The sequence below is a fragment of the Caballeronia sp. genome (genome assembly GCF_049581465.1).
Classification (GTDB): Bacteria; Pseudomonadota; Gammaproteobacteria; order Burkholderiales; family Burkholderiaceae; genus Caballeronia.
In genome coordinates this window covers 1-2,772 of the sequence record NZ_JBAUSA010000330.1, presented here as the reverse complement: position 1 = coordinate 2,772, position 2,772 = coordinate 1, and the positions used below count along the sequence as shown (strand labels likewise).

The following is a 2,772-nucleotide window of genomic DNA, read 5'->3' as shown; positions in this document are numbered from 1 at the left end:
CCATAGTGAGGGTATTCCTCTGGCGAAAAAAGACAGTGACCCAGACCACACGAGGGCCGATATCGACTACGAGATGGCGCACGGCGCAGGGCGTGTCAAGTTACCTTGGCGGAAACCGTCAATCCATTCGTCCGATAAGCACGCCCATGACACTTCAGGAACAACGCTTCTCCCTGGGTCCGCGCTTCCACAATAAAAATCTGATTTCGTACGAGGGCTGTCTGTGAGAGCTGTCCGGTTACCATTTTCATCCGCCAGCGTGCGCTTCGATCAGGACGCGGCCATCTGGGTCCTGCTCCAGCAAATCGTGGTGCGGGGCTTCGTCGCGGTCAAGTTCCTGGCCATCGGGCGGATTCTCGGACCCGCCGCGATCGGCAGCGTCAGCGTCGCGCTGCTGGCCGTTGCTATCGCTGAAGCGCTTAGCGACACCGGTCTCGCGCAAGCGGTCGTACAGGGCCGCGAGATGCCGAACCGCAACCAGCTCGGCGCGGTGTGGACGACGCTTGCCTCGCGCGGCACGTTGATCGCACTGCTGATCGTTGCCGCCGCGCCATTCATGGACAGACAGTTCCATCTCGGCGGATCGTTGCTGCTGCTGCAACTCGCCGCGCTGTTGCCGCTGATTCGCGGGGTGGCGTCGCCAGCGTATTACGTCGTCACGCGCGAGCGCGGCTTCATGCGGATCGCTGGGGTGGAAATGTCCTCGGCCTTTCTCGATTGCGCGATCGGCCTGGCATTCGCGCTCGGCGGCGCGGGCGCGTATTCGGTGTTGCTTGGCATGGTCGCGGGCGAGTCACTGAAAACGGTCCTCACCTGGACGACGATGTCGCCACGCCCGCCGCTGCGGATGTCATGGAAGGGTATCGGCCACTACGTGAACTTCAGCCGCTGGATCTGGGCCGGCAGCGTGGTGAACCTGTTGCTGAACCAGTTTGACAAGGTCATCGTCGCGAAACTGCTTGGACCGGCGCAACTCGGCGCGTACCAGATGTCGTCGAAGCTTGCGCAGATGCTGCTCGCGGACGCGGCCATCGCCATGTCGCAATATCTGTTTCCGACGTTCTCCGCGCATCACCGCAGGGATGCCGACTTCGCCGCGCGACTCTTTCGCCGCTACCTTACGTTGATCGTCGCGGGGCTTACGGTGCTCGTGATCATTTTGCGGCTGGTTGCCGAGCCGCTCTTCCAGATCGTGCTTGGCAGCGCGTGGCTTCCGGCCGTACCGTTGTTCCGCATCTTCGTGATCAACATGGCGATTGGCGCGATGATCGCCGTGCTCGTGTCCTACTTGCGCGCGGTGGGGCTGCCGAAAGTTGCTACGCACGCGTCGGTCATCCAGGCCGTGGTGTTGCTCGCCACGGTGCCGGTCGCGACGCACCTGTGGGGCGTGATGGGCATCGCCTGGGCGATGACCATCGGGCTCGGTTCGGCCGCCGGATGGATGCTGTTCCGAATCTTCAGGGAGGCCTGATGCGCATACTTCATCTGGTTCTTGCGCCTCGCCTCTCGGGTGCGGAGGTGTTGGCCAAGGATCTTGCTATTCATCAGCAGAAGGGCGGCGAGATCGTGGGCGTGACGGCGCTGCGGCCGCAACACGATGATTTCGCCAATTTGCGCAGTGATCTCGATGCAAACGGCGTGGAGTGCATGTTCCCGGACGCCACGCATGGCACGCTCGGCAAGCTTTGGCATTTGTACCGGGCGATCAATTACTACAAGCCCGACGTGGTGTTTGCGCACGCGACCATACCGGCGTTCTATGCACGGGCGTTGCCGATTGCCGCGCCGGTGGTGTACGTGATGCACTCCGCGACCAACGATTTCGAGCGCAGTTTGTTTCGGCGTATCGAGCGGGTGTTGTCGCGGCGTGCGCGGGCGGTGATTGCGGTGTCACCCGCGAATATCGATGACTACGTGGCTGCAGTCGGTCGTCACCCTTCCATGCAGGTGATTCCGAACGGCGTCGACATGGCGCGATTTTCTGTGGGCCTGAACGCCGATCCCGCCGATGACCGCGCACAGATCGTGCAGATCGGGCGCTATACGTCGGTCAAGAACCAGTTGCAGACCGTGCATGCGTTCAAGGAAGTGGTGGCGCAGGTGCCGCTGGCGCGCTTGTGTTTATACGGCGTGATTGAAGACCCGGCGTATTTCACGGCGGTGAAGGATCTTGCGACGAAGCTTGGGCTTGATGCGAGCGTGACGGTCGAGGGGCCGCGTCCGGATGTATCGGAGATTCTGTTCAGGGCCAGCGTGTTCGCGATGCCGTCGCGTTCGGAGGGACATAGCATTGCGTTTTTGGAGGCGCTTGCATCGGGCGTGCCGATTGTGGCCAGCAATATCCGGCCGTTTAGTTTCGCCGCAGACTTTCCGGCGGTGCATTTGCTCGATCCCGAAGATACCGCCGAGTATGCGCGTGCGCTTGTGCTTGCTCTGGGGGAGGGGCGGGCGCAGCGGCCGCTAGGAGGACTGACTCTTGCCGATACCGCTGAGCGCTACTTGGCCGTGGCGCGACAGGTGACGCACGGTATGGCGACCGTTGTGGCCTAGGGGTGGGTGCTGCGCGCTGGCGGTTCGGGGCGGTTTGGAGGGGGAGGTTGGGGTTTGCGGGTTTTTGCTAGCGGCGAGTGTGGGGAGAGCGTTGAGTCCTTCTGCTAGCGTGGTCGTTCTGCATAAGTAGTATTTTCTTGCTTATTTCTGTTAGCCCCTATCCGGGGCGGGACTTCATTTCTTTTCAAACGCGAAAAGAAACGAAGCAAAGAAACGCGTTTT

Annotated in this window: 2 protein-coding genes; both read left to right on the top strand. The window is 61.6% G+C overall.

All coding sequences use genetic code 11. The features are described 5' to 3' along the window. Positions 1-223: 223 nt before the first annotated feature. Positions 224-1,471 carry an oligosaccharide flippase family protein gene (locus tag WCA53_RS08250; protein ID WP_423907847.1) on the top strand — a complete coding sequence of 416 codons (1,248 nt, stop codon included), beginning with the start codon at positions 224-226 and terminating at the stop codon, positions 1,469-1,471. Further along, entirely contained in the window at positions 1,471-2,550 is a 1,080-nt protein-coding gene (locus WCA53_RS08245) for a glycosyltransferase family 4 protein (RefSeq protein WP_423907845.1), read from the top strand. Before WCA53_RS08250 ends, WCA53_RS08245 begins: the two co-directional genes overlap by 1 nt. Positions 2,551-2,772: the final 222 nt, after the last annotated feature.